Source organism: Planococcus notacanthi (assembly GCF_030407825.1).
GTDB classification, from domain to species: Bacteria; Bacillota; Bacilli; order Bacillales_A; family Planococcaceae; genus Planococcus; species Planococcus notacanthi.
Map to the genome: position 1 here is coordinate 130710 of NZ_JASDCQ010000004.1, position 26240 is coordinate 156949.

The window sequence follows — 26240 nt, forward strand, 5'->3', positions numbered from 1 at the left end:
TCCAGTAAGCCGAAGCACGTTTGAATGCATCAAGATGAGGCACACCAATCAAACAGCCGCCAGCTGAAAAGCCGGCTGACCGCATACTTCGACTCGTAGTCCGATTCTTTAAAGGGAACCTGGTAGAAACATTCGGACCGTATTACCGAATTTATACGAGCGATTATGTTGTTTGTCTGTCACTTGGCAACTATAGCAAAGGCAAAACAAAGGGTCAACCAAAAAAGCGAACATTAAACTTAAGTAACGGTTTAATGTTCGCTAAAATAGGTGATAAAGAGTAGTTTCCTTCGTTAAGAAGCATAATCTCCTTCTTTTTCCTCACTTGTCTCTTTCACTTTCTTCTCCAGTTCTTCATGCATCTCTTTGCGGATCGTATCTTTCCGATCTTTTTCCTGTCTGAAATATTGAGTAAGGGTTTTATGCCTGATGTTTGCCAGTTCATTAAACTTATCAGCGGCTTCATTGTCCTTAAATTTTCCAAGCTCTGTCAGCTTGTATTGCAGGCTGTGCATTCTATTGTTTTCCGAAAGGGATTTGCCGTAAATTTCGTTATTGTACTTCAATAGATCCCCTGCAATGTCATTGCTTTGCTGGAGAATTTCCAAATAACGGTCATTGCTCCAGGCCAGCCATTCCCAGTAAAGCCGGCTGTGCTCCTGCTTCAGATAATCATTCAAATCGCTTTCCGAGTAAACGGACTTATATTGTCCATTCCCTGCTTTGGCTACAGCTTCCAGCTGCGCCTGGCCTTCGTTGTCGACATCAAAACCGATGATGTTCACTTCCGCTTGGATATCGGATGCGTTCAATGAAGCCGCAGCTGCCACCGGATCTCCATCACAGGTTTCAATTCCATCGCTGACCACATACACCACATTGCGTACATGTTCGCCTTTTTGTTCTTTCAAGTCTTCTTCAGCAGCTTGGATGGCACCCGCTAAAGGCGTCCAGCCAGCCGGTGCAAACTGATCCAAGGATTCGCTGAAATGCTGCTCATCGTAAGCCCCTAGTTCATACACTACTTCGTTGCTGCTGCAGGACATTTCCCGGTCCGCGTTCGTACCGCTTCCTTCATGCCCATAGACACGCAGCATGACGTTCGATCCTTCCGGCAAATCTCCTGCATAGGTCTGCACCGCTTCTTTGGCCAGCTTCATCTTTTCGCCGCCCGATACATGGCCAGCCATGCTTCCGCTGGCATCCAACAAGATGGCCACATTGATTGTCTCTTCTTCAGGCAAGGTGATGCTGTCTTCCGGCGTAGCGGAATCGATGGTGATTACTGGATTAATGGCTTCAAACTTTTCTGCAGCTTCTTCAACATCCGCTGCCACTAATGATACTGCGAAGGAATACGCTTCCTCTCCTGTCATCCCTTCAGGCGCCGCTTCCAGCTCTGCCTGCAATTGTTCCTTTTGCTGATCCGTTTCTTGTAGGACGTATTTGCCTTTTTCCTTTACGATCTCTTCCACATTATGTACAGCCGCTTCTGCTGCGGCCGGCTCTTCCGCCTGTTGTTCTTCAACTGCTTCTTCTTCAGAAGGGTGCTCTTCCTTTACAGCTGGTTCTTCTGCTGCACCTGCATTTTGATTATCCGAGCAACCTGTAAGGATTCCAGCGGTTAATACCCCAAACAGCATCAGTTTATTGAATTTCGTCATACTGGGAATTCACTCCATTCGTTTTTCTTTCATAAGTTTACGGTTCTGTCTGTAGAGAAGTTTCATTTTCACCTGTTATTGGAAAAATAACTTGAATAGTCTTATTCTACCATTTGGAAATATAAGCGTTAATAAGAGAAAAGACATACTTTATTTTCTTGAACAAGAAAACTCTCTGCAGCCTTCAATGGTTTTTAAACCGAGAATGCGCAGAGAGCATGTTTTATTCATTCCGTTCTGTTACCGGAATCCAAATTTCACTATAGACGTTCTGTAGATTCGCCATATCGCCGTTGAAGGAAATTTCCGGACCTTCGACCAATTCGTAATTCGACGAGGGCAGCCAGTCGGAAAAAATTTTGCTCCAAGTATCCTGCAGCTTTTGAGGAAACGGACCTTCAAGACTGAATACGGCCCAGCTTCCCGCTGGCACCTCCACAACATCAAAATCATCGAAATCACCTTCTAAAGTCGTAATCGATCCAATCAAATGATCCAGCTGGCCTTTTTCTTCTAAGCGGCCCTCATCAAAATGAAAGGAGGCATTGACTACCGTTTGAACTTCTGTGTTTCGCCATTTTTGCAGCTGCTCACGCTGGTCCACTGTGATAGCCTGCACCATTTTCATAATTTCAGGATTCTGTCCTTCAAAAACGATGGGCACCCGTTCTTTAATGCCCACCAGTTTAAAGGCGTCTTTTTCTGCAATGCGGTATTCCATATCCATTCCTCCTCGAATCGTCAATTGGAAAGTAAGGCGTGGAAATGCTTTAAACTGATCGCTGTTCTTCACTTCAGATGGGTTCATCCCCGACCATTCACGAAACGCCCGGCTAAAGCCGTCTGCCGAGTCGTAGCCGTACTTGATGGCCACATCCAGAACCCGTTCCTTCCCCCGCTGCAAATCGCTGGCTGCCTGTGACAAGCGCCGGCTGCGGATATAACTGTTCAACCCCATCCCCGACAAATACGAAAACAATTTACGGAAATGAAATTCCGACACGCCGGCAATCTTCGCCACTTTGCCGAAATCAATGTCGCTGTCCAAGTGTTCCTCGATATAGTGCAGCGCTTCATTCATATCTTTCAGCATGTCCATGCACACCCCTCCTTCCTTTTCTATTTTAAGAGGAATAAAAACGGCGCATCCGATTTTTCCTGTACGGATATGGTCGCTTTACTCTTGTTCCTGCCTTTTTTGGGTCAGGGAGATAATTTTAAGGCAGTGCCCTTAATTCCAATAGCTTATCTGTTTCGAAACAATCTTCATGAATTCATCAAAGGAAGAAGAGTAGCGGTTCCAGTGATGGTACCATTTCCTGATGGTATCCAACAGCCAGAACGGCATAGGCTTGCTGTCGATAATTGGATAATACTCTTCGTATGCTTTTTTCAAATGCTCCCATCTAAAATCATTGCCCTGTTTAATATACTCGGAAACGTCAAGCAACTTTGCCCGGCCGTTCTGCAATAATATGTTCTTTAAGTGGATATCCCGTGGATTTAATCCGATTTTCCGGATGTAGCCCCGTGCCTCTTCTACGTCTGCAATTACCTGTTCCGGTACGTGGATTCCCTGCAACAGACAATCGAACAAGGTTATGCCATGTTCATACTTAATAGCTAACATGCGGTCAGTTGCGCCATAACAAGTGGAGAAGTAGAACGAAGAGCCGATTTCATCATAAACTTTCGCTTCTGCGTCAAGTTTCCCTTCTTTTCCTTCCGCATATAACTTGAAGGCATACTCCGGAGCTTCTAAAAATTGAAACACTGCTGCATCGGTCCCTACTCCAATACAGCGAAAACCTTCCGTAATGCCTTCTATCGTTACCGGTTCATTATTCGGATGCGCCACTACATTAATCGCTGAAAGCAATTTCGCTATCTCTTGCCATGATTGATCCATAACATCTCTCCTTTATTTCTAAAAATCCATTGCGGCCAGTGTGTATAGGTTGACGAACTAGACCCGTGCCAAGATCCTTCTCGATAGTGATAAATATATGCAAAAAATACTGCGGCGATTGCGCTTTACCTGCAAAAACATTGACAGACTCATCAATATCCTCTATTGTTAACTACGCGATGAGCTCGTTTGCGTAAGACGGACAAGCACTCCTTTTTGGAAACACGTTGTGGAGCGTGGCTTGATACGCCGCAAACTATCGAAAACATCTTGCCCTCGGGCAAGGTGTTTTTTTCTGTTTTATTGGCAGATAGAGACGAAATTTTAGTCATTTAACTGGAAAGCCGCATTTATAGTGCGTGAAATGGAATAAAACTGTTTTCACGTTGTTTTTATAGTTATAGCACTTGAAGTGTGGTTGTTTGCGGAATTCTTGATTTGTTTGCGGAATAGGCGTGGTTGTTTGTGGAATAATTGACTTTATCTGCGGAATATTGAGGCTTGGTTGCAGAATCCCCTACTTTGTTTGCGCAATGGCTTATTTTAGCCGAAAATAAAACATCCGCCTCTCTCCTAAAGAAGAAAGCCCCGTCTTCAAGCAAATTGCTTAAGGACGGGGGCTTTTAAATTCACAATTCGTAAACGCGTGCTTCAAAAGGCAGCAATTGTTTCGGATCCTGCTGTTGATAATTTCCGAGCAGGCAGCGCGCTGCTTCCGGTTCGTCCCAGTAGCAGGCGTACTCCGTCAAATTGGTGATGACCAATAAGGTCTTTTCTTCATCTGTGCGTGTATAGGCATAAATCGATTCGTGCCCGACATCCTGCAGCTCGTAGTTTCCGTAGACGAGGACGTCTTGCTGCTTGCGCAGCCAGATCATCTTCCGGTAGAACCAAAGAATCGAATGCGGATCGCGCAACTGTGCCGCCACATTGATTTCCTCGTAATTCGGATTGACCCGCAGCCAGGGCTCAGCATTTGAGAATCCTGCGTTCGGGCTGGCATCCCATTGCATCGGCGTGCGGGAATGGTCGCGGCTTTGCGCTTTGATGATCGTCATCACGGCGTCATGTTCCATGCCTTCCGAACGGTTGAAATGGTACAGGTTGTGGGTTTGGATATCGTTGTAATGCGCCAATTCTTCAAACGGCGCATTGGTCATGCCGATTTCCTGCCCCTGATAGATGAACGGTGTCCCTTGCATGAAGAAATACATACAGGCGATGGCTGTCGCACTTTCCCGCCAGTATTGCTGATCGTTGCCCCACGAGGATACGATGCGCGGCTTGTCGTGGTTTTCCACGAACAGCGCGTTCCAGCCATGGCCTTCCACCGCTTTCTGCCATTTCGTAAGCACTTCTTTCAGCTTCGGCACATCAATTCTCGTTGTGGAGTCAGTATCCCAAAGTCCCATACTTTCAAACTGGAACACCATATCGAATTTTCCATCGTCTTCGGAAATCCATTCTTTAATGTTGTCAGCTTTCACACCATTCGCTTCACCGACCGTCATGATGTCGTATTTCGCAAACGTCTCGTCGCGCAATTCCGCAAGCAGCGGCTGGATGCCTTTGACGTTCATCATTTTTTCCCAAGCCGGCACATACAAATTCTGTTCCGGGTCTTCGATATCGCTCATTTCTTTTTTGATATGGCTGATGGCGTCCACTCGGAATCCATCGATCCCTTTGTCCAGCCACCAATTGACCATATCGTATAAAGACTGCCGCACTTCCGGGTTCTCCCAGTTCAAATCCGGCTGTTTTTTGGAGAATAGATGCAAATAATACTGTTTGGTTTGCTGATCGTATTCCCAGGCAGAACCGCCAAAAATACTTTCCCAGTTGGTCGGTTCATCGCTCCAGATATACCAATCGCGTTTGTCGTTATCGCGTGAAGCACGTGATTCCATGAACCACGGATGCTCGTCGCTTGTATGGTTGATCACCAAGTCGATGATCAACTTCATATCCCGCGCGTGCACTTCTTCAAGCAGGCGGTCAAAATCCGCCATCGTTCCGAACTCTTCCATAATTTCCTGATAGTCGCTTATGTCGTAACCGTTGTCATCATTGGGTGATTTATACATCGGACAAATCCAGATAACATCAATCCCAAGGTCTTTTAAATAATCCAGCTTGCTGGTCAGGCCGTTGATGTCGCCAACGCCGTCACCGTTCGAATCCTTAAAACTTCTCGGATATACCTGATACGCGACTGCTTCTTTCCACCATTTTTTGTTCATAACTGATCCCTCACAAAGACCTTGGCCAGTCTCCCTATCAATCAATCGGCCGTAACCCCTGATCTTTTTTGAAGATGTCCGAACGCCTATTTCAACTTTTGTTCTTTTCCATTATCCAGCAACATTTTTCTAGAAAAACTATTTACAAGTTGATAGTGTAGCAGAAACCGCAAATAATTACCAAGGCATCTTCTTGAACTTTTTATGGACACTAGCTGGAGCAGCCACCTTCTTCCTTTTTAATATCTTTCTGTATAACCCCTGTACAAATAAAAAAACCTGAATCCATAAACTTTTTTACAATAAATTAATGATACCGTTTTCATTTTTAATTCTTCACACTTACTGATATATAAATGGTGTTCATTTCCTCAATCTGTCTTTTCCGTAATAAAACCCAAGGCCTAAATTACCGCAGCTGTTTTATTTATCCCTCATCTTTTTCATTTGGAAAGAATAACTTTTAGCTGTTAGTTCTTTAAAATTTGGGAATACATTATTATAGATAAGAAAGGATGATGGACAATGAAAAGCAAATTGGCAGCCGCACTTCTCGCCATTTTCCTTGGCGACTTCGGCGCACATAAATTTTACCTTGGCAAACCAGGCATGGGGATTTTCTATCTGCTGTTCTTCTGGACAGGCATACCTGCAGTCATTGGAGTAATTGAAGGCATTCTCTATCTTCTGCAATCTGAAGAGGATTTCCAGAGAAAACACGGCAGAGTTTAATCCATCAGAATATCCGCACAGCTTTAAGGAGGCACTAGATCTTGCAGCTTGAACCAATTCCTGATCATTTAGAGGAAAACCTGAAAATTTTATTCGTCGGCTTCAATCCGAGCATCCGCTCTTCAGAAACTGGTTTTCATTACGCCAATCCGAATAACCGATTTTGGAAGATTCTTCACCAAGCGGGGTTAACCCCTCGGAAATACCGGCCTGACGAAAATAGCGACTTGCTGGCACTCGGATACGGCCTGACCAATATCGTTGCCCGCCCAACCAGGGAAGCAGCAGAAATTTCCAAAGCGGAATATGCTGAAGGCACCAAACAGCTGGAGCAAAAAATCCGGCTGTTGCGCCCAAAAGCCGTTTGTTTTGTCGGCAAAGGCGTCTACCAGCAATTCAGCAACCGGAAAACAGTTTCCTGGGGCGCCCAGAAAGAACCGGTGATTCCGGGCATTGTTGAATATGTGGCACCTTCCTCCAGCGGATTGGTGCGCATGAAGCTGGATGACATTGTAGAAATTTACAGTGGTTTGAACCGGTACATCTAATGAAAATGCCGTCCTCCTGTAAAAAGAGGACGGCATTTTAATGTTCCATTTTCTGCAGCAAGCCAAGGATTTTCCGGACCGTATTGACATTGCGGACTGTGACGCGCTGATAAAGCCCGGATCCCACAATCTTCAGCAGGCCGCTTCTCGTGACTTTGTCTTTGTCCACAGACCACAGGATGGCGCCCGGGACATACTGGACCCGGTCGATTTCCGGTTTGACTGTCAACTGGTCAAGCACGGTTTCCTTGTCGACGTCTTCCCATAAAAACAAGACATCGCTTTTCTTCTGCTGGTCGTTTGACCAGTCTTCGGGAACTGACTCTGCAATTTTTCTAAACTCGTTTTCATCGTAAACCAACACTTTGATCTGCAAGTCAAAATGGCTATAAATCACTTGTTCCAATAAAGGCGCTAATTGGACTTTTGAATGGCTGCTGTCAGCAAAAAGAATATTGCCGGAATTGATATAGGTAAGGACAGAAGACATCCCGGCCTCTTCAAACGCCTGCTTCAGCTGCTTCATGTCCACTTTGTTTTTGCCGCCTACATTGATGCCTCTCAGCAATGCCACATACATCATGGAAACCCTCTCCTTATACTACAGAATGGACTGATCCCGCTTTATTTCCAATCAGTTCCGGCAAAGCCCGCATCCTTCAGGATTTTTTCGAATGGCCGAACCGGCACTGAGGCTTCCAATTCCTTGACGATTTTCTCCAAGTCTCCCGCAAACAACTCGTAATCCTCTTTTGCCAGAACCATTTTCAATAGACTGATCACAGAAAAAACGGTAGCGCCGCTCAAACTTCCTTTGTTTTTGTTCAGCACCGATTCAAGTTCGCCCAGTTCTACAGGATGCGGGAGATGGTAACGGTACAGCACCTCCTCATGCGCGGATTTATTCCGATACGGAAAGACGATGTGGAGGATAGCGTCCAAGTCACGGGCTTTCAAACGGATACTTTCGTACTCGTCGCTGTATTCTTCCGAAAAATCCCATGCGATGCGGTCACGCAGCTCTTCGTCGATCACCGCATAGAAATGAGTGATTTGGCCAAGCGACAAAAAATTGACGAGCACCCAAAGCGGGACATTCTTATGCTTGTCATAAAATTCACGGATGGCCGGGTATCTCACTTTGTCGCGTTTTTTATGGCTTTTGATCAAGTTCGCAAGCGTGGAAATGATGCGATCACGCTCGTGGTGATGGCTGCAGTCGGGACTGTAATGATTCGGATCCAAAAAGCTGTCCGCGCCTTTGAACTTCTCCGAAAAACGGTAAGCCACTTTTGATTTGATGTTTTTTTCGAATTTCAATAGATCGTTCAACAAAAGCAGACGCAGTTTCCGGTCAAACCGGTGCAGCGCATAAATATGGCTAAACTCACTGCCTTCCTGGTACTGTTCCCGGCCGTACGGATTAAGCGCTATGTCGTGTTCGAGAAAAGGCTCTTTATAGCCATCGATCAACGCGTAATAATTCTCACGCGACAAAATCCGTCTGGCAGCCGCTTTGTCAGTAATTTTCAGGCCACGCTCTTCGAGTATCTCCAATTGTTCGGCGTGGGTGGCGAAATCTTTCACATAACTCATCCTTTGCACTTTCTTCTCCCTTTTACTGTAAGCGATTTGCCGCGATTAATAAACCATCAAACCAAATGCAAAAAACGCCCCCGGAATTAGATGCCAGGGGCGTTGCAAAATTGCTTTATCAGATTTTATTTCGAACAGATTAATTCAAGCCGTGGCTGACCATCGCATCGGCCACTTTTTTAAAGCCGGCAATATTGGCACCGACAATCAAATTGCCCGGTGCGCCATATTGCGACGCCGTTTCGGTACATGTTTTATAAATGTTCTTCATGACCTGCAGCAGTTTTTCATCCACTTCTTCAGCTGTCCATGAATAGCGCATGCTGTTTTGGGACATTTCCATCGCCGAAACTGCAACACCGCCTGCATTGGCCGCTTTTGCTGGAGCGAATAGCACGCCATTGTGAGTCAAGACACGAACGGCTTCTTCCGTACAAGGCATATTGGCGCCTTCGCCTACTGCTTTCACCAGATTTTCGACCATGGCCTGCGCGCTTTCTCTATCAATTTCGTTTTGCGTTGCACAAGGCAATGCGATATCACATTGGATTTTCCAGATATCCGATTTGTCGTTGCCGTATTGGGCATTCGGGTGAGTTTCAAGGTAGTGGTAAATCCGTTTTCTGTCCACTTCCTTCAATTGCTTAACCGTTTCGACGTCAATGCCTTCAGGATCGTAGATGAAGCCTTCCGAGTCACTGCAGGCTACAACTGTAGCACCGAATTCAATGGCTTTTTCCATCGCATAAATCGAAACGTTTCCGGAACCTGAAACGATGACTTTGCTGCCTTTAAATGAATGCCCTTGCTCTTTCAGCATTTCTTCAACAAAATAGACAGTTCCATAGCCGGTTGCTTCTTTTCGGATCAGGCTTCCTCCGTTGTCGGGATTTTTCCCGGTGAAGACGCCGGCTTCAGAAGCATTGCGAAGACGTTTATACTGTCCGAACATATAACCGATTTCCCGTTTTCCGACGCCGATATCGCCTGCTGGCACATCGATATCCGGACCAATATGGCGCGTCAGTTCTGTCATGAAACTTTGGCAGAAACGCATGATTTCACGATCCGATTTTCCTTTTGGATCGAAATCAGAACCGCCTTTACCGCCGCCGATTGGCAGACCGGTTAAAGCGTTCTTGAAGATTTGTTCAAATCCAAGGAATTTGACAACACTTGCCGTTAAAGAGGGGTGGAAGCGCAAGCCGCCCTTGAAAGGCCCAAGTGTGCTATTGAACTGTACCCGATAGCCTCTATTGACATGGACATTGCCCGCATCGTCTTCCCAGGTTACACGGAAAGCAATAAAGCGTTCCGGCTCGGAGATGCGTTCCAGAATTCCCTGTTCCACATATTCCGGATGCTGTTCAAACACCGGCTGCAACGAATCGAATACTTCCCAGGTAGCCTGCAGAAATTCTGATTCACCCGGATTACGGTCTTTAAGTTTTTTATGGATGGCTTTTATATATTCAGAAGACGATTGTTGTTTGATTGGATTTTCTTGTTGTGCATATGGCAAATGTTTTCAATCCCCTCTTGTTATGATAACGTGGAATATTTGAATAATTATTCGCACTATTTGATATTTAAGTTCAATTATACAAACTGATTAAAGCTGACGCAAACTAATATTTGCCTTTAACAGCTTATCTTCCCTTAAAGCAAGAGGTTTCTAAACAGAAGAAAACGCTATCATTGGCAGTAGCTCACTGTTTTAATTTTTTTGTGACAAATTGAGTTTTTTTTAATTACTAGGTGGATTTTAAGAGATTCATTTGTCTTATACATACTAATTTCTCTATTTTTATACTGTTTCTTCTATAAAATAGTATTTTCTATCAAAGAACAAAATCTCAAATTCCCGTTAAAAGTTGCCTTTAGGGGGTATGGAAAACTAAAAGCAGCAGCCGGGAAGTTGAGGACAAGGCTCGAGGTGCATAGGGCGGTGAAATACAAGGGTAAGGAGTGAGGACTTTGAAGAAGTTTTCATGGTTGACCATACTGATTGTGATGCTGAGTTTGGCCGCTCCTGTTGAAGGAGCTTCCGATTTGCCCGAGTCCCATGAATTTTATGACGAAATCACTTATTTGATTGACCGTGATGTGTTGAAAGGCTATCCTGATGGCACCATGCGGCCGAACGCAGGGGTGACGCGTGCAGAAGCAGCAATTATGATCAGCCGCTTGAAAAAATTTGATGTTACGCCGCGTGCCACAGGTTTTCCGGATGTACCTGCTTCCCATAAAGCAAGCGGCTCTATCGCTGCAGCAGCCAAAGCGCAGTTGATCAAAGGATATCCTGATGGAACTTATCGCCCAGAAAACACGATTACACGAGCTGAAATGGCATTTATCCTGTCTCGGCTGTTTATCGTCCCATTCCGGGCAGATGTCAGCTTTACAGATGTATCGCCGAATATGGGGGTCTATGAACCGGTTCAACAAATACTAGCGGCGAATATCACCATCGGATATCCCGACAAGACATTCCGCCCGAACGCCACTGTAACACGCGGACAATTTTCAGCATTTATGGCCCGTGGCCTGGAACCGAAATTTAAAAATGACGCCACCATTGCACAGTCCTATTTGAGAGACAAAACAAAAAACTATGTCTATGATACGGAATACGGCATTGAGCGCCACGCCTATAATTACGTATCGGCGCGCAATGGCTTGCCGATGGGCTTCATTTGGAGCATCTATAAAGACGATGGATCGTTGTTGACCGATTCGACTGAAATCGAGACGCATGAACACTATACATTCGGATTGCCGTATTCGGAATCCTATTCTGAATTGGAATATCCTGCTGAAGTGAGACGAGCCTGGTACACAGATACGATGTATGCTGCTCCGCGCATCATCAGCGGGATCGGTGTGACCGTGGAAACCCAATTTCAAACGTTCACAAATGCTATAGAAATAACAGTCGACCCCAATCCCGAATTTCTGGAAGAAGGCCACACCTACTATATGGTTGAAGGTTTCGGCGAAGTGAAGTCCGTCAAACTCGATGGCACGGTCACAAAAGAATTGATTGCTGTGGAATAAACCCAAATGATCGAAAACCGGCTGCCCGAGTGCAGCCGGTTTTTTCAGTCTTTCTTAAAGAAGAGCAGAAATAAAGCCCTGCAAAAAATGACACACAATCGACACTTACACCAAAAATGCAGTGCTTGTTATAGTTACAAACAGACTTCAAAACGTACCATATTTAGTTTTGGGCATGGCCATCTATAAAAGAGCATCGCCGCTTCTGTAATAAGGGATAGAAACCTTCACAACAGTCGGCTGATATACGGAAATCTTCAACATCTCCATTAGTTTGTCCTCTCTTTAATGAATGTCCTTCTCTCCATCAGCTCAAATATTGAACGCACAACAAGTCGAATAGACGCATTTTGAAAGGAAGACGAGTATGCACCTGGAAAAAAGATTGCCGCACAATGGAAAAGAGGGTCTTCTTTACGGAGGACTCATCTCCACTATGACTGTCCTGTTTATGACTTCGCTCAGCACCATTTACTTTGCAGGAGAATTTAACGCCGCCGTTGCTTGGAGCATCGTCAAAATGGTGCCGATCATGTGGCTCATTGTCATGATCATCGAACCGGTTATTTTTGGGCGTCTGGCAGAAGCATTGACCGCCAAACTGACAACACCTTCAGACAGCTTCAACGCTAAAATCCTGTTTCGGATCTTGTTTACCGTCCTTGGCATGTCCGCGGCGATGACGTTGATTGGCGACATTGTCGGCCACGGTTTCCACTCGGAGCTTTTCAGCAACTGGCTGGCAAATTGGCCACGTAACTTTGTCATCGTCTTGATCGCTGAAAGCCTGGTCATCCAACCGGTTGCCCGCTTCGCTATGGTCAAGCTGCATGAAGCGCAAGACAGAAAAGCAGGAAGCTCGACAGAACCAGATTCTGCTTTAAAAACAGAAGTTCTTTGAGCAACTCAAAAAACCCGCAGACAAGTTTTTGTCTGCGGGTTTTTGAATTAACTGGTTTTATTTAAAATCTACCGTATCGTTTATTTCTTTTTCATCTTTTTTTGTTTCATTATTCGTCAATTTCTTTACGAACGTTTTGACGGATTTCAATGTATTTCCTGAATCCCAATATTCTGCTGAATCAGCATCCACTTTGATGAGCACGACATTCGGGTCGTCATAGCTTGTATCCAGCATTTTATCGAACACTGGATTCCAGTATTCTTTTTTCTTCGCTTCATCTTCAATGAATTCCGCAGTTCCGCTGATGGAGACATAGGATTTCCCTGCATAAGCCAGGTTCACATGTGGATTAGCGGCAATTTCCTGGTACTTATCTGTGTCTTTCATAGTCAAGAACCATAGTTCGCCATCAAACTCCACTTCCTGTGTCTGCATCGGGCGTGAAAGGATTTTGTTGTCCGAAGAAATCGTGGTGAACATTGCCACTTCAATGTCTTTGATCAACTCATTTACCGTTTTGATTGCTTCCAGATTGTCAGTTGAATTGTTTACCATACTATTCTTTTCCTCCTATAAATTTCAGATTAAGTAAAACGTCTCTACTTTTTATAGTTCCCTTTTTGGACTTCCTTAAACGTTGTTTCCATTATTCTTACTTGGTTATAGCGCCCAAATTCCGGGTATTACTAATAAGGTAGATACAAAATCATTTATACGTTGGAGGTAGATTTTTTCATGAGCAAAACAGCAATCATTACAGGCGGCGGAAGTGGCCTGGGCCAATCTACAGCGGTTCGGTTGGCACAGGAAGGCATTAATATCGCGGTGGTCGACATCAGTGAAAAAGGTGGAAATGAAACAGTCGAGATGGTAAAGAAACTGGGGCCTGACGCTATTTTCATTAAAGCAGATGTTTCCAAAGCGGATGATGTAAAAAATTATGTGGACCAGACAGTGGAGCATTTCGGCAGCATCGATTATTTCTTCAACAATGCAGGGATTTCCGGCAGTGGAAAATTCTTTCTGGATACCGACATCAGTGAAATCGAAAGCATTGTCGGTATAAACCTGCTCGGCGCTTTGTATGGCATGCGTTATGTGGCTGAAGTGATGTTGAAAAATGGCGGCGGCTCGATTGTTAATACTGCTTCGAGCGCTGGCGTAATTGGACAGGACTCTGTCGTGACCTATTCGGCTACGAAACACGGCATCGTCGGTATGACGAAAAGCATGGTAGCGGAATATGCCAAAGATGGCTTGCGCGTCAACTCCATTGCCCCAGGTCCGACTGAAACGCCGATGGTTGAAGCATTTTACCGTGACAATCCGGAAATGAAAGAAAATGCCACTTCCGGCATTCCTCAGAAACGGCTTGGCACACCGGAAGAAGTAGCTGAATTAGTGACGTTCCTGCTGACTTCAAAAGCCAATTACATCAACGGCGAAGTCATCCGTATCGACGGCGGTTTTACAAACACGAAATAAATTAATGACAATCAAAAGTTTACAGGCAAACTCCATTTTGGGGTTTGCCTTTTTATTCTCCTATTTTCATCATACCAATTCATAATAATACTCTACTTCTCATAAGAATAAACTCCACCTTTCCACACCACGCCTGCTATCAAAAAATAAAGAATCCCTATAAATCAGTATTCTTGTAAAGTTATAGAGAAATAATATAAATTCTTCTTGTAAATAGATTATTCAATCATGTATAGTCTATACAAGAATGAATAACGGAGGCCGCCAATGAACAGTTTGTTTTTGCTTCCCAATACCCATGAAGAAATTATTGATACATATGATGAAGACATTATTGTCACTACTCGGGAAGGCCGCATCATTAAAGTCTCCCCACTCAGTGGAGAACCGTACGGAGTAGCGCCTGAAGAACTCCTCGGAAGATCCGTCTATGCGTTGGAAGCAGAAGGAATCTTCTCACCCGCCATTACACCGCTGGTTCTCGAAAAAAAGAAGAAAGTCGTGCTTCGGCAGGATACGCCTTCCGGCAGAAAGGTTCTGATCACGGGCATCCCCCTTTTCAATGACGAAGGGGATGTGGAGTTTGTAGTCAGCTATTCATACGATCTATCACAGCTCATGGTTATGAAGGAATACCTCGGCAACCTGGAGCTGGAAATGTCGAAAGTCAAAGGAGAACTTGCCCATCTTCGCAACCAGCAGCTGCAAGTGGAAGGCTGTGTTATGGAAAGCCCTTCTTCCAGTCGTGCACTCCAGACTGCAATTAAAATGGCGCAGCTGGAGGTACCAGTGGTGATCCAGGGAGAGCCAGGCACCGGCAAAACAGCACTCGCTAAATTCATTCACTCACAGGGCAATAGACGAGATGCTGCGTTTATTGAGGTCAATTGCAGCGCTATCCCGGAATCGGTGTTCGACATCAGCTTTACAGGCTTGGATGGCGATGGCTATCTCCCTCTCGCTGCCGGAGGCACTCTGGTGCTGAATGAACTGGATCAGCTTTCAGCCGCTTCACAGGCGGCGTTGTTCAAGATCCTAAAGCAGCCGCACGCGGCACGTGTCATCGCCATCAGCAGTGCGTTAATTGAAGAAGCAGTCACTGCCGGAAATTTCCGGGAAGACCTGTTTTATTTCCTGCATGTGGCTGTGATCGACCTGAAGCCATTGCGGGAAAGGCCGGATGATCTGGACCGGGCCATCGGCTATTTTCTTGAATTGCTGAACCAGACTTACGACCAACAAAAAGCAGTTTCTGATGACCTCCATTTTCATTTGCTGCAGCTGCCCTGGAAAGGAAATTTCCGGGAATTGCGCAATGTTTTGGAGCGAAGCTTTATCGAAAGTGAATCGGCTCTAATTACACTCGACGACCTGCCCCTCGCCTATCAGCCGGATTCAGATGAGCGCATCGGCTTTGAACTCGATGGCCAAACGCTTCCGGATATACTGGAATCCGTAGAAAAGAAAATTTTGCTGAACGCACAGAAACGATACCGGACTACTACCGAGATGGCAAATGTACTCGGCATCAGCCAGCCATCCGTCGTCCGCAAACTGAAAAAATACACAAGCACATCACTTGGGGGGGAAATTACATGACCATGCTTCAAACAAAGAAAAAGACCATTGAACCCGCTGATACGTGGAAGTTTCTGATTCCTTCCATCATCGGCGCGCTATTATTCCTTTGCCCGATTTCCTACAACGGCGAAGTGACCATCGGTGTCGGCATCTTGGCGTCGTTCCTGCTGACGGCATTTGGCGAGGTCATTCCGCCATTCATCGTCATCCTGCTTGGCTTCTCCGCAATCGCCAGCTTAACGGCAACTGCCTTAAAGCCTGCTTTCGTCCGAAACTCGCCTTTCTTGCGAGCTACTTTCATCAATGGACCTTTCGGGTTGATCGTCCGTGTGCTCGCTTTCGCATTCGGCATCATGGCTTATTACGAAATCGGTCCTGAAGCAATCTCCTCACGCAATACAGGTGGTGTGGTTCTCTACGATTTGGCGCCGGTCTTGTTGACATGGTTTCTGTTTGCCGGGATCCTCCTGCCGCTGCTCGTTGAATTCGGCTTGATGGAATTTGTCGGTGCCCTGCTGAATAAGTTCATGCGCCCAGTATTCACCTTGCCGGGCCGCTCGTCCATCGACGCGATGGCATCTTGGATGGGTGCTGCGCCAGTCGGCGTACTCGTGACCATGAAGCAATACGACGAAGGGAATTATACGCAGCGCGAAGCAGCCGTTATCGCCACTACCTTCTCCATTGCTTCTGTCGCTTTCAGTCTCGTCGTAGCAAATGTGGTCGGCATTGGGCACCTGTTCCTGCCCTTTTATTTAGCAGTTTCGGTTGCTTGCTTGGTAGCTGCTATTATTATGCCGCGCATCCCGCCTCTTTCCCGCAAACCGGATGACTATTACGCCCCGGTAGGCAAACAGATCGACGATTATATTCCTAAAGGCGTACCCCTAGCCAAATGGGGATTCGATGAAGCCCGCCGCAAAGCAGCCGGCGCTGCAAGCCCAAAAAAATTAGCTCAAGTCGGAATTGAAACTGTTCTGGATATCTGGTTGGCATTGATTCCGCTGGTCATGGCTTTGGGAACAGTGGCGTTGATGGTAGCGGAATACACACCGCTTTTCAAAATCATTTCCTATCCGCTGATTCCGGTTCTGACTTTGCTTGGATTGCCGGAAGCAGCCGAAGCCGCTCCTACCTTCCTTGTCGGATTCGCGGATATGTTCCTGCCAGCCGTCCTTGGCAGTGGAATCGAAAGCGAATTGACACGCTTTGTGCTAGCCGGTGTTTCATTGACGCAAATCATCTATATGTCTGAAATCGGCATTTTGATCCTGCGCTCGAATATCCCGGTGAAATTCTGGGAACTGGCTGTCATCTTTATACTGCGTACCATCATCACATTGCCGATTCTTGTGTTGTTCGGCCATTTGTTCGTATAAGAAAAACGTCACTTCCAGCATCTCGAATCTGGAAGTGGCGTTTTTTATTCAACGTTTTTGTATTGCCAACGCCTCCCTTCAAACGCCAGATAAACTTTAGAGGTATAGAAGATGATACATGGATTTCTTTCACGATTGGATGCATTTTCTGTTCACCCAAAACCATATCTAAGTTAGAGAGTTTCTGTCACAATAAGAGAATATCTTTAAGTTACAATTTGAAAGCTCAAGGAGGAATCTGAATGAATGACCCCAATCGTTTTCGAAGACGAAGACCAAGGTCCAGCTTTACTAGTTTTATCCTGGATCTTCCAGGTCTTCGCTCAAACGCTTTATGGAAGAAAGTTCTTGTGGCACCACTTTACTTGCTGGTCGCTCTGCTTGTATTACTGGGACTCTTTGGCGGCGGTATCGGCAGCATTGTCGATCTCCTGGTCATTTTTGTCATCATTATTGCCATTGTCGCATTGGTTAACGGCAGTTTGCCGCGCTTTAAAATTCCAAACCGAAAAGTGGCAGCCGTTCTTCTCGTCGCAGCCCTTGTTTTAAGCTTTCTTTGATCAAGCAAGCACCAGAGATGCGGTGACTGGTACTGAATTTATGACTATCTAGGTTCTTTTCTATTCTATGGCTTTGCATACTACCTATCAGTTCAACACAAAAAGCCGCATGCTGACATGCGGCTTTCTTGTTGAATATTCATTTTGCCCAGTGGTGGAAGAAGAAATAAAACACGATAAGCAGAATCACAATGGCTGACAAAACCAGCATCGGCACAAGACCAAAGGTGGCTTCCATTTTAACTCCTCCTCCTTTTACCTTTATCATACTCCTCTTTTTTCAAAAAACAATTAAATTTATTCGATTTTTCAGTCTACTTGAATTAGGTTTTATGAACTGAAAAGCTATCGTCCATACAAAGGGCTTTGCCATCACCCATCGAGATCAGCGGCAGAGCCTTTTCTTTAATTTCTCTAATTCCGGTACCTTTATCTAATATTTTTGGGGGATGAACTTTAAACTGTATTCTATTCCAACAGCCTACAGAAGAACAGTTATTTTCTACTTTACTCTCTATCGTTATTTGGATTATTAATTCCGTATATCAATATTTATATATTGTAATTCGATAAATAATGTTTTATACTGAATCTAATCTTATACAATCGAGGTGCTTTAAAAATGAAACGGGAAACCCTGTTTTTGAAAATCGTTCTATTTCTCATGGCTCTTCCGGTAATCGCTGTCTGCATTTTTGTGGAGCCGCCGCTGTCGCAGTTTGTCGGAGAACTCTTGCCGGAATGGGCATTTCTGCAATATGTCTTTCTGATTGCCCTGTATGGCACAGCCGTTGCTTATTTTATTGCTTTATACCAGTCCATGAAGCTCTTGAGCTATATTGACCGCAACATCGCTTTCTCGGAACGATCCGTGAAAGCATTGAAGAACATCAAATACTGCGCCCTTACCATCGCAGGCCTTTACTTGTTGTGTTTGCCGATTATTTTGTACATGGCTCAAGTGGATGACGCTCCTGGCCTTGGTGGACTTGGGATGGTCATTACCTTTGGCGCCCTTGTAATTGCCGTCTTTGCGGCAGTTCTTCAAAAGCTATTGGAAAATGCGATTGAAATAAAATCAGAAAATGATCTGACGGTCTGAGGTGAAATGATATGGCAATTATAATCAACATTGACGTGATGCTTGCTAAACGAAAAATGAGCGTAACCGAGCTTTCAGAGAAAGTCGGCATTACCATGGCCAACTTGTCCATCCTGAAAAATGGCAAGGCAAAAGCCGTTCGATTATCGACCTTGGAGGCAATCTGTAAAGCTTTGGATTGTCAGCCGGGCGATGTGCTGGAATACCGGCCGGAAGAGGATGATTCCTCTTCATAACCGGGCTCCAGCCAACACTTGATAAAAGAGGTGTGCTTCATGAGAGCTTCCCTGCTTTTTCTGAGAACTGTATTGGCCCTCCTTTGCCTTCCCGCTCTTGCTTTTTGTCTGTTCGTTATTCCTGAAATGGCCAGTAGAGACGCAGCTGCCCATCCGGAGACTGCTTATCTGCAATACCCTTTTATGCTGTCTGCCTATCTATTGTTCAGCCTGTTTTTTATCGCCCTTTACCAGGCCTTTAAACTGCTGGGTTCCATCAGCCGAAACAAGGCATTTTCAATGGATTCGGTGAGCGCATTAAAGAAAATCAAATACTGTGCTTTCGCAATCGCTCTTTGCTTTATAGCAGGATTGGTGTTTCTGATTGTCTTTATCGGCGGCGACATTGCAGGCATATTCACGATGAGCCTGATCTGCATTGTTGCATCATCAACGGTCTGCGTGTTTGCAGCCTTGCTCGAGAAACTGACAGTTCAAGCCATCCGATTGAAAGAAGAAAATAAGTTAACGATCTAGAAACTCAAAGACAAAAACCGCCATCCCGATTTTTTATCCAGGTGGCGGTTTTTGCTATTCATTAACTCAGCTTCTGCCCACAATTCGGACAGAACTTGGAGCCTTCATTTTTTTGGCCGCAGTTCGGACAGAATTTCGGTGCTGCTTGCCCGCTCGTGTCTGAATCATTCGAGCCTGCATCGTCTGTTTTCTGCTGCTTGCCGGAATCAGATTCTTTCTGGCCATCCATCATTTCTTTGGCGATGTTCATGCCCATCATCATGCCGGCCATGTCGGATGCTGTATTGGATCCCGATGACTTGCCCATGGCATCGGCCACTGAGATCTGCTGGTATTTTCCGACATCCCCGACCATGCCATGCGAGGCGCTTTTATTGATCATGTCCTGGATTTCCTTCGGATAATTAAAGCTCATGACCTGGAACCCGGTGACTTTCATACCGTCGTCCATCAGCTGCATATTCAAGTCATCTTGGATTCCTTGGCCGATTTCATGTGCATTGGCCTGCAAGTTGAACATGTCCTTGCCTTCTTTTGTGATCCATCGCATCAACAGCTGATCCAGAATTGCCGTGATGCGAATTTTCACATCGTCCACCAGATAACTGTCGCGGACACCTGCAATTTTATCGATTAAGCCGACGTAATCGCTGACTTTGAACTGGAACGTGCCGTTCGCCCGGATCGGCATGCCGCCGGGCAGCTGTGGCGCCGGAATATTGATTGGGTTCTGCGTACCCCATTTGACGGTGAATTCCTTGGTGTTTACAAACAGCACTTCCACGCGCATGCCGCTGTTAAAGCCGAAGCGAAAGCCTTTCAAAGTCGATAGGAACGGCACGATTTCCGATTCGATGTCGTACTCGCCTTCTTCCTCAAAGATTCCTTCAATTTTGCCGTTATTGATGAAGATAGCATCCTGTCCTGGACGGATAATCAGCCGGCTGCCTTTTTTGACTTCGTTGTTGTTCCATTTCCAGAAGATCATATCGTCTCTGAATTCTTCCCATTCCACTACATCTGAAAATTGGTTGCTGAAAAACCCCATTCTCACGGTCTCCTCCTTTGGTTCAAACTGATTTTAGAATTTGCGCCCGCCTCCGCTGAAAGAGCGGCCGCCACCCGTGACGCCGCCACCGCCAAATCCACTACCGCCTCCACTGCTTTTCTTCGGAACCCTGCGGCGCGATACGGTCTTGTTGCGGAACTGGTCAAGCTTGCCTGTCACCCGTGAATTGTCGCCGTCAAAATAAGTACCGGCTGTCGTCGTCACACGTCCACCCGAATTGTAGAGCATCGAGCCGACAACAATTCCGCCCAGCAGCAAAGCAACGGCGAGCTGGAACCAGGTCTTGAAGAAAATATTTTCCGGGTTGACCCCAGGACGAAATTCCATGTAGCGGCTTGACGTGGTTACAGTTTCACGGAAAGCTCCTGCGTAATCGCCCCGCTGCATGTCCGGAATGATCCGGTCGAGCACCATATTGACACGCTGATTATTCAATGTCGTTTCTGCAGTTCCAAAACCTGCCAGGTAAACGTCGCGCGTGGCGATGTTCATAGTCAGCAAGACGGCATTTTCCTGGCCATTTTCCACTGCCCATGTGTCAAAGAAATCCCCCATGTAATCCACGATGAAAAAAGGTGCTTGCTCTTCAGACGTCAAAAACAGAAAGTCTGTTCCGTGCTTCCGGCTGTGCTCTGCGGCCACTGCTTCCAATTCGGCTATTTCTGAACCGGTCAGCAAGTTGGCGTTATCGTATACGCGCTGCTCCACAGCTGCTGAAGCTGCAGTTCCGCCGATGCCAATAAAAAACAGCAGCAGGCAAAACATCATTAGCCCTTTCAATTGAAACTGTTTCACCAAAGCACACCTCCTACCGCAAACGAAATTGCTTTCAGCACAGCGAAAGCGGAGGCAGCAATGCCGGCGAACCAAGCAGCGACCTTGAATGCACTGATCGGAGGCTTCCCGACCACTTTGCCGGTTTGCCCGTTCATCGCAAAGGTATGTTCCTTGTTATCGAAATCATAATAAACCATCCATACTGGAAACAATGTATAGTAGACATTCTTTTTATTCGCTAAAATTTGTTTATTCGTATAGCTGACGGTTGAGTAGCCGGAAATGGTGCTGCTTATGTACGAATCGATATAGGGGACAATTTTCGATTCGACCCGGGAAAACAACGCGTCATCGTCATAATCGTACTTCTCAGCAAGGTATCCCGCCAAATAAGGCATTTTGAAATCCTTCAATTCCCCGTAATCATAGGGCTCCAACTTGTCCATCAATTCGTCGTCCATTTTTTCCGAAGCATCTGCTGGCACCTTCAAATAGCTGAGGTCCATTTCGCGGCGCACATCATAGAAATCCGTCTCCGTGTAGATCGTATCCCCTCTGGTATAGCTGCGCACCCGGGTTGCAAGTGCCGCCACATCCGCTTTCCCATCAATGTCATACAGCCAAAAAGGCACATACATCCCCGTCATCTTTTTGATCCGGTCGCCACTGGCAAAACCCGGTGGTGTCAGCCTGCCGTTTTTCGTCCATTTCCGAAAAGCGGCGACGGCTTCATCTTTGCTGATGGTGAAAGGAATCACTTTGGCCGGAGCCAGATCACCTGTCAGCCGGTCTGCCAATAGCACCGGCGCCCCACAGAAGCTGCAATGGGTTGCAGTGGTTTCCGCTTCCGTCAAAATGACCGCCCCACAATTTTCACAATGATATTCCTTCGCTTCCTCCGGGTCGAATTTCCGCAGGATATTGGTTTCCGGAAATGTTTCAATGTTATCCTGCCGGCCGCAGCTCGGACAGGACAGATGTCCGGATTCGCTGTCGAACGCCATATCTGATCCGCAGTTTGGACATTTATACTGAATGACCATGGTGTCTGCCTCCCTTCAGGTCAAAGGAAACTGTCCGTACAGCCGCTCTCATTCATTTTTGCCCAATTGGCTTTTCAATGATTCCAATTCATCGTCTACATTGATGCCTGCTTTCAGCGACTCCAACTCGTCATCAACCGATGAATCACTGTCGTATTTTGAAGCCAGGTCCTTGATATCTGTACTGGAGCCCTTGTTCAATTCGGACATGGCAATGGCTTCATCAAGCTCCTGATTGATTTTCTGTTCCATCTTGTCGAAAGCGGAAATCCGCTCTCCCGCTCCATCCACAGATGAAGCAAAATCGTTCATGCGTTTTTGTGTCTTTGCCACAGACGCTTTGCCTTTCAGCTCTGAGCGGCGGGATTCCAGTTCGCCGATATCCGATTCCAGCTTGTCGTGCATTTGCCGCATCTGTTGCGTATTGGCAGCCGCAAGTTCAACAGCTGTCTGTTTATCCGTCACTTTCTCGGAAAGCTCTGCTTTGCGCTGCAGGAATTTGCGTGCATCATCTTCATTGCCGGCTTCCAATGCTTTAACCGCATAGCGCTGCATGTCACCGATTTCTTTTTCAAATTCCTCGAGCTCGCGGCGCTCCCGTTTTTCCGCAGCCATAATCGCAGCCGTCTCCGACTTCACTTTCCCCAAGTCACTGTTCAAATCACGCAAATATTGATCGATCATTTTTTCCGGATCCTCTGCTTTGTCCAGCAGGGCATTAATATTGCTTGTCATAATGTCTTTGAACCGTTTTAGAATTTCCATGATCATTCTCCTCTTTGTGTGGTTTATTGGACTGCCGGGCAGTCTCTCTTCCTAATGAAAAAGTACCCTATACCGGCAGAGATTAAGCCTGCCATCCTCTTCCGAATTTCCGGTCTGTGGGTGTGCCAGCCGACAAGATCTGTTTGGCCTTGCTATTCTTCTTCACCGCATCAGCGATTTGCCGTTGAATCGGCTTGCTGTTCCCAAGCCGGCAATGTTTTGGACAAAGTTTTGTCTTCTTTATAGCCCAGCACATATTCCGCCTGCATGATGGTATGGATTTCACGCGTCCCTTCGTAGATGACCGGTGCTTTGGAATTGCGCAAGTAGCGGCTGACCGGATATTCATCGGAGTAACCATAAGCACCGTGAATTTGGAATGCGTCGTCCGCTGCCTGATTGGCGAAATCACAAGCCTGCCATTTCGCCAATGAAGTTTCACGGGTGTTGCGCTTTCCTTGGTTTTTCAATTCGCCCGCCCGGTAAACAAGCAGCCGGCTCATTTGAAAACCGGCTTCCATTTTTGCGATCATCTGCTGGACCAGTTGATGTCTGCCGATTTCTTTGCCGAAAGTTTGGCGTTCATGGCAATAGCTGACGCTCGCTTCCAGGCACGCCATGATTTGTCCAACAGCTCCGGCGGCCACCGTAAAGCGCCCGTTATCGAGGGCCGACATAGCTATCTTAAACCCTTCGCCTTCGTGCCCCAGCAGATTTTCTGCCGGAACTTTCACATCCTCAAAAAACAATTCACCCGTATTGCCCGCCCGGATGCCATGTTTTCCTTTAATGGCCTTGGAAGAAAAGCCCTGCCAAGTGCGTTCTACTATGAAAGCGGAAATCGCTCCATGCTTTTGCTCCTGCTCACCTGTGTAGGCAAAGACCAGAAAATGGTCTGCCACATCGCAAAGAGAAATCCAGGTCTTCTGCCCATTCAATACGTAATGATCGCCTTGCTTCACAGCAGTCGTCTTCATCGCCGCCACATCTGATCCAGCACCCGGCTCCGTCAATCCAAAAGCGCCGATTTTCTCGCCTTTCGCCTGGGGGATCAAGTATTGCTGCTTTTGTTCTTCCGTCCCCCATTGAAGAATGGTCAGGCTGTTCAATCCGGTATGGACAGATACCGCCGTACGGAATGCCGTATCGCCTCGCTCCAATTCTTCGCAGACAATCGCCAGCGAATTATAATCCATGCCGCTCCCGCCGTATTTTTCCGGAATACAAACGCCCATCAGTCCAAGGTCAGCAAGCTTGCCGTAAATGGCAGGGTCTGACTTGCCCGCCCGGTCCCATTCTTCGATAAACGGCATGATTTCCTTGTCGACAAAACTGCGCGTCGTGCTTCGCAGCATCCCCTGTTCTTCTGTGAATGAAAAATCCATAATGAATCGCCCCTCCCGATTTTCTTGCTCTTCAAAAAAGCCAGCTCAAAAAGACAACAGCAAGACTGCTTGTCTGGATGAACTGGCTTCTATCTACGCGTAAAAATTTCATCGTGAAATTTCTGCAGACTTGGCAATATCTTTTCATTGGTATACATTCGCTAAGTGCCCGGCAAGAACAGTTGATGCTTGCGCGCGCCTTACTGTCACTTTAAACCAGTATTAGAGGTTTGTAAATAAGTTGCAAGATTATTCAGATCTTTATTTGAAAAGAGAACTCAATCATCTTTCTTTTCTCCACAAAAATCCGCTGCCACTGCAGCCATTGCCTTCGCGCTGATCAACAGGCTTTTCTCGTCAATCTCAAACTTCGGATGATGGTGTGGATATGCTTCTTTTCCTAAGGGTTTTGCACCCACATAGAAAAAACAGCCCGGCTTTTCCTGCAGGTAATAGGCAAAATCCTCAGAAGGGGGCTGGGGCGCCACTTCTTCAACTGCTGTTACTTCCGGGATATTCGCTTCTTCAATCGCTTGGCGAACTTGCCCGGTAATTTCAGGATCGTTATAGAGGACCGGATAATCATTCGCATATTCCAGTGTCGCCTGAACGCCGAAAGAAGTTTCCAGCCCTTCCGCAAACTGGCGCACCTGCGCTTCAACCAGCTCACGGGATTCCTGCGACATCGTCCGGACATCGCCTTCCAGTGCGACAGCATCCTTGATGACATTAAATTGCCCTTTGCCGTCGAATGAGCCGATTGTCACCACTGCCGTATCAAACGGATCCATCCGTCGGCTGATGATGGTCTGGCAATTCATGACAAAAGAACTTGCTGCCACAATGGCATCATTCGCCATGTGCGGAGAAGAACCATGGCCGCCTTTTCCCTGGATATGCAGCTTAAAGCGTGCACGCCCGGTTTGCGTATTGCCGCTTCTGTAAAAAATTTTTCCGGCTTCCATCGTCGACATAACATGGATGCCGAATACGGCCGACACATCGTCAAGAACGCCAGCTCTAATCATGCCGATCGCTCCGCCCGGCGGCATTTCTTCAGCCGGCTGATGAATAACCTTAATCGTCCCCGCCAATTGCTTTTTCATTTCAGCCAGTGTTTCAGCAAGAACCAACATATAAGCCGTATGCCCATCGTGTCCGCAGGCATGCATAACACCTTTTGTTTTGGATGCGAAGGGCAAATCCGTTTCCTCTTGAATCGGCAAGGCATCGAAATCTGCACGGACCGCAATGGTTTTGCCAGGTTTTTCGCCTTTTATGGTTACCACAATGCCCCGGTGGCCGCCGACATTCGTCTCCACCGAATCAACCGCCACCCCTTTATAGAAATCCTCAATATAGGCAGCTGTCTTCTCTTCTTCAAACGACAGCTCCGGATGTTCGTGGAGGTGTCGCCGTATGTCAATGATGCGCTGTTCTTTGGCATCTAATTGCTTCAGCAATTCTGCAGTCAGCATTCCTATCACTCCTTTCTTTGACTCTACCCTTTCTATCGAAAAACAAGACCTTTTTCTTTCGATAGAAAGGGTCAGGCCCGATTTACTTTCTTCCGGGAAACCAATCTACGAACCAGGTTCCATCCATAGCAGTTAATAATCGGCCAAATCTATATTCTTATAATTCATATTTTTATTCATTTTTTCAGGCAGCACTCTTAAAAACCTTCCT

25 protein-coding genes and 1 riboswitch are annotated in these 26240 nt (G+C 46.3%); of the genes, 11 read left to right on the plus strand and 14 right to left on the minus strand.

Annotated features, from left to right (window positions below; translation table 11 throughout):
• Nucleotides 1-76 precede the first annotated feature (76 nt).
• Nucleotides 77-179, minus strand: a riboswitch (purine riboswitch).
• 114 nt (nt 180-293) lie between these two features.
• From QMA01_RS14055 to QMA01_RS14070, 4 genes are all read right to left on the minus strand, one after another.
• Nucleotides 294-1664: a vWA domain-containing protein gene (locus QMA01_RS14055; protein ID WP_290215255.1), complete on the minus strand. Its 1371-nt coding sequence runs from the start codon at nt 1662-1664 to the stop codon at nt 294-296.
• Nucleotides 1665-1887: 223 nt separating this feature from the next.
• Entirely contained in the window at nt 1888-2763 is an 876-nt protein-coding gene (locus QMA01_RS14060) for an AraC family transcriptional regulator (RefSeq protein WP_290215256.1), read from the minus strand.
• Between the two features lie 132 nt (nt 2764-2895).
• The gene (locus tag QMA01_RS14065; protein ID WP_290215257.1) at nt 2896-3573 is read right to left on the minus strand and encodes a serine/threonine protein kinase; all 678 of its coding nucleotides are present in this window, start codon (nt 3571-3573) and stop codon (nt 2896-2898) included.
• A 629-nt stretch (nt 3574-4202) separates the two neighbouring features.
• Nucleotides 4203-5816 (minus strand): glycoside hydrolase family 13 protein, encoded by a 1614-nt coding sequence (locus QMA01_RS14070; RefSeq protein WP_290215258.1) that lies wholly within the window; start codon nt 5814-5816, stop codon nt 4203-4205.
• Nucleotides 5817-6341: 525 nt separating this feature from the next.
• Between QMA01_RS14070 and QMA01_RS14075 the strand changes: the two genes are divergently transcribed.
• The gene (locus tag QMA01_RS14075) at nt 6342-6548 is read left to right on the plus strand and encodes a TM2 domain-containing protein (protein ID WP_290185645.1); all 207 of its coding nucleotides are present in this window, start codon (nt 6342-6344) and stop codon (nt 6546-6548) included.
• 38 nt (nt 6549-6586) lie between these two features.
• Nucleotides 6587-7096 carry a G/U mismatch-specific DNA glycosylase gene (gene mug, locus QMA01_RS14080; protein ID WP_290215431.1) on the plus strand — a complete coding sequence of 170 codons (510 nt, stop codon included), beginning with the start codon at nt 6587-6589 and terminating at the stop codon, nt 7094-7096.
• 37 nt (nt 7097-7133) lie between these two features.
• Here the strand turns inward: mug and QMA01_RS14085 are convergent, their stop codons facing one another.
• The 3 genes from QMA01_RS14085 to gdhA all read right to left on the minus strand — a co-directional run bounded on the left by QMA01_RS14085 (nt 7134) and on the right by gdhA (nt 10187).
• A complete protein-coding gene (locus QMA01_RS14085) occupies nt 7134-7679 on the minus strand; it encodes a DUF1697 domain-containing protein (protein ID WP_290215259.1) in 546 nt (181 codons plus the stop codon).
• Nucleotides 7680-7720: 41 nt separating this feature from the next.
• Nucleotides 7721-8692, minus strand: coding sequence for an Abi family protein (locus QMA01_RS14090; protein ID WP_290215260.1), 972 nt, complete (start codon nt 8690-8692; stop codon nt 7721-7723).
• A 139-nt stretch (nt 8693-8831) separates the two neighbouring features.
• On the minus strand, nt 8832-10187 hold the full coding sequence (gdhA, locus tag QMA01_RS14095) for an NADP-specific glutamate dehydrogenase (protein WP_404825536.1): 1356 nt from the start codon (nt 10185-10187) through the stop codon (nt 8832-8834).
• Nucleotides 10188-10660: 473 nt separating this feature from the next.
• Here gdhA and QMA01_RS14100 point away from each other — a divergent pair, with 473 nt between their 5' ends.
• Nucleotides 10661-11749 (plus strand): S-layer homology domain-containing protein, encoded by a 1089-nt coding sequence (locus QMA01_RS14100; RefSeq protein ID WP_290215261.1) that lies wholly within the window; start codon nt 10661-10663, stop codon nt 11747-11749.
• Between the two features lie 367 nt (nt 11750-12116).
• Entirely contained in the window at nt 12117-12650 is a 534-nt protein-coding gene (locus QMA01_RS14105) for a DUF2798 domain-containing protein (protein WP_290215262.1), read from the plus strand.
• Nucleotides 12651-12707: 57 nt separating this feature from the next.
• Here the strand turns inward: QMA01_RS14105 and QMA01_RS14110 are convergent, their stop codons facing one another.
• The gene (locus QMA01_RS14110) at nt 12708-13208 is read right to left on the minus strand and encodes a pyridoxamine 5'-phosphate oxidase family protein (protein WP_191716200.1); all 501 of its coding nucleotides are present in this window, start codon (nt 13206-13208) and stop codon (nt 12708-12710) included.
• A 180-nt stretch (nt 13209-13388) separates the two neighbouring features.
• Here QMA01_RS14110 and QMA01_RS14115 point away from each other — a divergent pair, with 180 nt between their 5' ends.
• From QMA01_RS14115 to QMA01_RS14145, 7 genes are all read left to right on the plus strand, one after another.
• Complete coding sequence (locus QMA01_RS14115) at nt 13389-14138, plus strand: SDR family NAD(P)-dependent oxidoreductase (protein ID WP_290215263.1); 750 nt, start codon at nt 13389-13391, stop codon at nt 14136-14138.
• Between the two features lie 267 nt (nt 14139-14405).
• Nucleotides 14406-15737, plus strand: a complete 1332-nt coding sequence (locus QMA01_RS14120; protein WP_290215264.1) for a sigma 54-interacting transcriptional regulator — start codon at nt 14406-14408, stop codon at nt 15735-15737.
• Nucleotides 15734-17098, plus strand: coding sequence for a YjiH family protein (locus QMA01_RS14125; RefSeq protein ID WP_290215265.1), 1365 nt, complete (start codon nt 15734-15736; stop codon nt 17096-17098). The genes QMA01_RS14120 and QMA01_RS14125 overlap by 4 nt, the downstream gene beginning before the upstream one ends.
• 242 nt (nt 17099-17340) lie before the next feature.
• A complete protein-coding gene (locus QMA01_RS14130) occupies nt 17341-17658 on the plus strand; it encodes a hypothetical protein (protein WP_290185631.1) in 318 nt (105 codons plus the stop codon).
• 622 nt (nt 17659-18280) lie between these two features.
• On the plus strand, nt 18281-18760 hold the full coding sequence (locus tag QMA01_RS14135; protein ID WP_290215266.1) for a DUF2975 domain-containing protein: 480 nt from the start codon (nt 18281-18283) through the stop codon (nt 18758-18760).
• A gap of 11 nt (nt 18761-18771) precedes the next feature.
• Nucleotides 18772-18996 carry a helix-turn-helix domain-containing protein gene (locus QMA01_RS14140; protein ID WP_191716206.1) on the plus strand — a complete coding sequence of 75 codons (225 nt, stop codon included), beginning with the start codon at nt 18772-18774 and terminating at the stop codon, nt 18994-18996.
• A gap of 39 nt (nt 18997-19035) precedes the next feature.
• The gene (locus QMA01_RS14145; RefSeq protein WP_290215267.1) at nt 19036-19512 is read left to right on the plus strand and encodes a DUF2975 domain-containing protein; all 477 of its coding nucleotides are present in this window, start codon (nt 19036-19038) and stop codon (nt 19510-19512) included.
• A 61-nt stretch (nt 19513-19573) separates the two neighbouring features.
• Here the strand turns inward: QMA01_RS14145 and QMA01_RS14150 are convergent, their stop codons facing one another.
• The 6 genes from QMA01_RS14150 to QMA01_RS14175 form a co-directional block, all read right to left on the minus strand.
• On the minus strand, nt 19574-20560 hold the full coding sequence (locus tag QMA01_RS14150; protein WP_290215268.1) for an SPFH domain-containing protein: 987 nt from the start codon (nt 20558-20560) through the stop codon (nt 19574-19576).
• 33 nt (nt 20561-20593) lie between these two features.
• Nucleotides 20594-21376, minus strand: coding sequence for a TPM domain-containing protein (locus QMA01_RS14155; protein WP_290215432.1), 783 nt, complete (start codon nt 21374-21376; stop codon nt 20594-20596).
• Entirely contained in the window at nt 21373-22401 is a 1029-nt protein-coding gene (locus QMA01_RS14160) for a TFIIB-type zinc ribbon-containing protein (RefSeq protein ID WP_290185624.1), read from the minus strand. The genes QMA01_RS14155 and QMA01_RS14160 overlap by 4 nt, the downstream gene beginning before the upstream one ends.
• 48 nt (nt 22402-22449) lie before the next feature.
• On the minus strand, nt 22450-23166 hold the full coding sequence (locus tag QMA01_RS14165; protein ID WP_290215269.1) for a PspA/IM30 family protein: 717 nt from the start codon (nt 23164-23166) through the stop codon (nt 22450-22452).
• 170 nt (nt 23167-23336) lie between these two features.
• The gene (locus QMA01_RS14170; RefSeq protein WP_290215270.1) at nt 23337-24551 is read right to left on the minus strand and encodes an acyl-CoA dehydrogenase family protein; all 1215 of its coding nucleotides are present in this window, start codon (nt 24549-24551) and stop codon (nt 23337-23339) included.
• A gap of 278 nt (nt 24552-24829) precedes the next feature.
• On the minus strand, nt 24830-26029 hold the full coding sequence (locus QMA01_RS14175) for an amidohydrolase (protein WP_290215271.1): 1200 nt from the start codon (nt 26027-26029) through the stop codon (nt 24830-24832).
• Nucleotides 26030-26240: the final 211 nt, after the last annotated feature.

What these genes read in the sequence shown, in the direction of transcription:
- QMA01_RS14075 (WP_290185645.1), top strand. Translation starts at nt 6,342, where the DNA reads ATGAAAAGCAAATTGGCAGCCGCACTTCTCGCCATTTTCCTTGGCGAC.
- QMA01_RS14140 (WP_191716206.1), top strand. Translation starts at nt 18,772, where the DNA reads ATGGCAATTATAATCAACATTGACGTGATGCTTGCTAAACGAAAAATG.
- QMA01_RS14145 (WP_290215267.1), top strand. Translation starts at nt 19,036, where the DNA reads ATGAGAGCTTCCCTGCTTTTTCTGAGAACTGTATTGGCCCTCCTTTGC.
- QMA01_RS14105 (WP_290215262.1), top strand. Translation starts at nt 12,117, where the DNA reads ATGCACCTGGAAAAAAGATTGCCGCACAATGGAAAAGAGGGTCTTCTT.
- QMA01_RS14170 (WP_290215270.1), bottom strand. Translation starts at nt 24,551, where the DNA reads ATGGATTTTTCATTCACAGAAGAACAGGGGATGCTGCGAAGCACGACG.
- QMA01_RS14150 (WP_290215268.1), bottom strand. Translation starts at nt 20,560, where the DNA reads ATGGGGTTTTTCAGCAACCAATTTTCAGATGTAGTGGAATGGGAAGAA.
- QMA01_RS14055 (WP_290215255.1), bottom strand. Translation starts at nt 1,664, where the DNA reads ATGACGAAATTCAATAAACTGATGCTGTTTGGGGTATTAACCGCTGGA.
- QMA01_RS14115 (WP_290215263.1), top strand. Translation starts at nt 13,389, where the DNA reads ATGAGCAAAACAGCAATCATTACAGGCGGCGGAAGTGGCCTGGGCCAA.
- QMA01_RS14060 (WP_290215256.1), bottom strand. Translation starts at nt 2,763, where the DNA reads ATGGACATGCTGAAAGATATGAATGAAGCGCTGCACTATATCGAGGAA.
- QMA01_RS14120 (WP_290215264.1), top strand. Translation starts at nt 14,406, where the DNA reads ATGAACAGTTTGTTTTTGCTTCCCAATACCCATGAAGAAATTATTGAT.
- QMA01_RS14085 (WP_290215259.1), bottom strand. Translation starts at nt 7,679, where the DNA reads ATGATGTATGTGGCATTGCTGAGAGGCATCAATGTAGGCGGCAAAAAC.
- QMA01_RS14110 (WP_191716200.1), bottom strand. Translation starts at nt 13,208, where the DNA reads ATGGTAAACAATTCAACTGACAATCTGGAAGCAATCAAAACGGTAAAT.
- QMA01_RS14130 (WP_290185631.1), top strand. Translation starts at nt 17,341, where the DNA reads ATGAATGACCCCAATCGTTTTCGAAGACGAAGACCAAGGTCCAGCTTT.
- QMA01_RS14160 (WP_290185624.1), bottom strand. Translation starts at nt 22,401, where the DNA reads ATGGTCATTCAGTATAAATGTCCAAACTGCGGATCAGATATGGCGTTC.
- QMA01_RS14125 (WP_290215265.1), top strand. Translation starts at nt 15,734, where the DNA reads ATGACCATGCTTCAAACAAAGAAAAAGACCATTGAACCCGCTGATACG.
- QMA01_RS14090 (WP_290215260.1), bottom strand. Translation starts at nt 8,692, where the DNA reads ATGAGTTATGTGAAAGATTTCGCCACCCACGCCGAACAATTGGAGATA.
- QMA01_RS14070 (WP_290215258.1), bottom strand. Translation starts at nt 5,816, where the DNA reads ATGAACAAAAAATGGTGGAAAGAAGCAGTCGCGTATCAGGTATATCCG.
- QMA01_RS14165 (WP_290215269.1), bottom strand. Translation starts at nt 23,166, where the DNA reads ATGGAAATTCTAAAACGGTTCAAAGACATTATGACAAGCAATATTAAT.
- QMA01_RS14175 (WP_290215271.1), bottom strand. Translation starts at nt 26,029, where the DNA reads ATGCTGACTGCAGAATTGCTGAAGCAATTAGATGCCAAAGAACAGCGC.
- QMA01_RS14135 (WP_290215266.1), top strand. Translation starts at nt 18,281, where the DNA reads ATGAAACGGGAAACCCTGTTTTTGAAAATCGTTCTATTTCTCATGGCT.
- QMA01_RS14065 (WP_290215257.1), bottom strand. Translation starts at nt 3,573, where the DNA reads ATGGATCAATCATGGCAAGAGATAGCGAAATTGCTTTCAGCGATTAAT.